3 protein-coding genes are annotated in these 3258 nt (G+C 64.6%); 1 reads left to right on the forward strand and 2 read right to left on the reverse strand.

Annotation, left to right across the window (positions count from 1 at the left end; genetic code table 11):
• Positions 1-236: 236 nt before the first annotated feature.
• Entirely contained in the window at positions 237-1430 is a 1194-nt protein-coding gene (locus tag B4E36_RS18555; protein WP_292054076.1) for an MFS transporter, read from the forward strand.
• A gap of 141 nt (positions 1431-1571) precedes the next feature.
• On the opposite strand, the gene B4E36_RS18560 is transcribed toward B4E36_RS18555, so the two are convergent.
• The gene (locus tag B4E36_RS18560; protein ID WP_345900669.1) at positions 1572-2183 is read right to left on the reverse strand and encodes a GNAT family N-acetyltransferase; all 612 of its coding nucleotides are present in this window, start codon (positions 2181-2183) and stop codon (positions 1572-1574) included.
• Between the two features lie 111 nt (positions 2184-2294).
• The coding region (locus B4E36_RS18565) for an aldehyde dehydrogenase family protein (protein ID WP_345900670.1) at positions 2295-3258 on the reverse strand (964 nt) is incomplete at its 5' end.

The following is a 3258-nucleotide window of genomic DNA, read 5'->3' on the forward strand; positions in this document are numbered from 1 at the left end:
GTCGTCCTGAGCGCCGAAGGAATAGGAAAACGGTTCGGCAAGCTCGATGCGGCGATAATCGATGCCGACAAGCCGCATGCCGAGCAGGAGCTCGCTGACGAGATCGGCATCGCGTGAACGCGGCGATGTTTCGGACGGATGATCATGCATAGCGGATTTACTGGCATAGAAAGTCCGGCCTGTCCAGCCTAACTTCAGCCCATCCTCCTCCACCTCCCATCGCGAAGGATATCGCAATGAACCCTGTTATGAACGAGAAGGCGGACGGCGCGCCCGCATGGGGCGCCGTGACGGCGATGACGCTGGGCGTCTTCGGCCTTGTCACCGCCGAATTCCTGCCGGCGAGCCTGCTGACGCCGATTGCCGCCGATCTCGGCATCTCCGAAGGCGCCGCCGGCCAGGCGGTGACGATGACGGCGATGTTCGGCTTTGCCGTGAGCCTGTTGATCTCGGCCGCCGCGCGCGGCGCCGACCGGCGCAACATGATGATGACCTTCTCCGTCCTGCTGATCGTCTCCAATCTGATGGTCGCCTTCGCCCAGGGCGTCTATATGCTTCTGGCGGGCCGGGTTCTGCTGGGCATCGCGCTCGGCGGCTTCTGGGCGATGTCGACTGCGGTCACCATGCGCCTCGTTCCGCCGGGTCTGGTTCCGCGGGCGCTCTCCATCCTGATGAGCGGCGTATCCGCCGCGACGGTTTTCGCCGCGCCGGTCGGCAGCTATCTCGGCGAGATCATCGGATGGCGGGGCGTTTTCCTGCTGGCGTCGCTTCTCGGCGCGATTTCACTCGTCGCGCAATGGCGCAGCCTGCCCAGCATGCGGCCCGCCGGCATGGCCCGGTTGAGAACGCTTGGCGAGGTTCTGCTGCGCCCCGGCATCGGCATTGGGATGATGGCGGTCCTCCTGGTCTTTGGCGGCCACTTCGTGTTCTTCACCTATCTCAGGGCCTATCTGGAGACCCGGGGCGGGTTTTCGATCGAGGCGATTGCCATCATCCTGCTCGGTTTCGGCATCGCCAATTTCTTCGGCACCGTCCTTGCCGGCCGCATGGCCCAGCTGAGCCTTCGCCTGACCCTGGTGCTCGTGCCGCTTTCGATGGGGACGCTGGCGATGGTCATGGTCGTCTTCGGCGGCAATCCGGTGAGCGACACCGTCTCGGTCGTGCTGTGGGGCATGATCTTCGGCGGCGTTCCGGTGGCCTGGTCGAGCTGGATCACGCGCACCGTGTCCGACGAGGCCGAGAGTGCCGGCGGCCTGTTCGTCGCCACCATCCAGCTCGCGATCGCGCTTGGAGCCGGCCTCGGCGGCGTCGTGTTCGACGCGGCGGGCGGCACCGGGACGGTGTTTGCAAGCGGCGTCCTGCTGCTGCTCTCCGCCACCACGGTGATGTTCGGCGTGCGTATCCGCGCATCGGCCGCAGCCCCCGCCTGAGCGTCGACACGCCGAGAGTTGAAAAAGCCCGGTTTCGGTCGGGCTTTTTTTTGCGCTGTCAGTCAGCGTTAGCGGTCTTTGAAGGGTGCAAAATTGCCGCTGTTCGGATCTCTCCTCATAGCGAACCGGAAGCAATATCCGTCAAATGCCGACGCGCTTTGTCATCTGGGTCGCCGTTGAGAAGCCGAAAACAGGGCTCAGCGGCCCGAGCGACTGAACGGATTTCTCGACGAAGCCCTCCCGTTCGTAGAGGGCACGCGCGCGCGGATTGGTGTCGATAACGTCGAGGCGAACATGGTGAAGGCCCATGGATGCGGCACGTGACTCGATAGCCTTCAACAGGGCTTTCCCGATTCCCCTTCCTCGCGCATGGGGTTCGACGAATATGCCATCCATAAGCAGCGTGCCCGGCTCGCAATCACGCTCCAGAATGCCGATCAACAGACCGCGGAATGTCGCGCCGAACCATCCGAACGTTGCCGCCAAGTCCCTGAAACCGCCGCCGATAAACGCCCCTTCCGGCGACTTGAAACCGGCCACGCCAAGAAAATCGCCGTTTTGCGAGACCGCGCTGATCGCATGGTCGGGATCGATTGCGCGTTCAATGAAAGCGACCGCCTTCGCCTCGGGGCCAAGCGGATAGCGCAGTTTGCGCGAAAATGCCCGCCAGTATCCCCGCGCGGCGAGATGGCGGTGTTGCGAACGCAAGCCTGCCTCGATCCGAAAAGGCGCTGAATTCCGGTCTTCACTCAATCCGTTGTCTCCCTCGATATCCCATCAGATGGGGAGACCCGGGGGCAGGTTCAATCGAGATCGCGCCCGGTACCGACAGTCGTGGCAACCGGGCGCGGCAGTTCGCAGCCGTTACCCGCGCAACGCGTCGGGAAGCAGGTCCGCCGGCATATCCTGATAGGAGACCGGACGGAGGAAGCGGTCGATCGCGAGCGTGCCGACCGAGGTCGAGCGCACGTCCGAGGTCGCCGGATAGGGCCCGCCATGGACCATGGCCGGCGACACCTCGACGCCGGTGCCAAACCCGTTGACGAGCAGGCGGCCTGCCAGCATTTCCAGCTTCGGCATCAGTTTCGCCGCCGCCGGATGGTCGCCTTCGTCGATGTGCAGCGCCACCGTCAACTGACCTTCCAGACCATCGACCACGGTTTCGAGTTCCGCCAGATCGCGGCATCTGACGATCAGGCCGGCACCGCCGAAGACTTCATCATGCAGGCTTTTGTCCTTGAGGAACGAGGCGGCCGTCGTTTCGAAAAGGGCGGCCTGGCCGTGAAACTCGTCGCCCTCCTGCCCTTCGGCAAGCTGAGTCACATCGCTGTGGCCGACCAGTTTTGCAACACCGTCGCGATAGGCCTTGCAGATGCCGGCGGTCAGCATCGTCTGGGCCGGCACGGCCTTCAGCGCCTCGACGGCGCTCGCCTTGAAGGCATCGAGCCCCTCGCCTTCGACGGCGAGGATCAGGCCGGGATTGGTGCAGAACTGGCCGGCGCCAAGCGTCAGCGATGCAGCAAAGGCCGTACCGATCTTGCCGCCGCGCGCCTTCAGCGCTTCGGGAAACAGGAGGACCGGGTTGATCGCGCTCATCTCGGCATAGACCGGGATCGGCATGTCGCGTCTTGCGGCAATATCCACCAGCGCCAGACCGCCCCGGCGGGAGCCGGTGAAGCCGACGGCGCGGATCAGCGGATGGGCGACCAGCGCGCCGCCGATCTCATAGCCGGTGTCATGCAGCATCGAGAACGTGCCCGCCGGCATGCCACAATCGATGACGGCCTGCTGCACGGCGCGGGCCACCAGTTCCGAGGTGCCGGGATGG

Origin of the sequence: Martelella sp. UBA3392, from assembly GCF_002358775.1 — a bacterium.
GTDB lineage: Bacteria > Pseudomonadota > Alphaproteobacteria > Rhizobiales > Rhizobiaceae > Martelella > Martelella mediterranea.

Bases quoted from the DNA above. Each gene is read 5' to 3' on its own strand.
- B4E36_RS18555 (WP_292054076.1), top strand. From the start codon at position 237: ATGAACCCTGTTATGAACGAGAAGGCGGACGGCGCGCCCGCATGGGGC.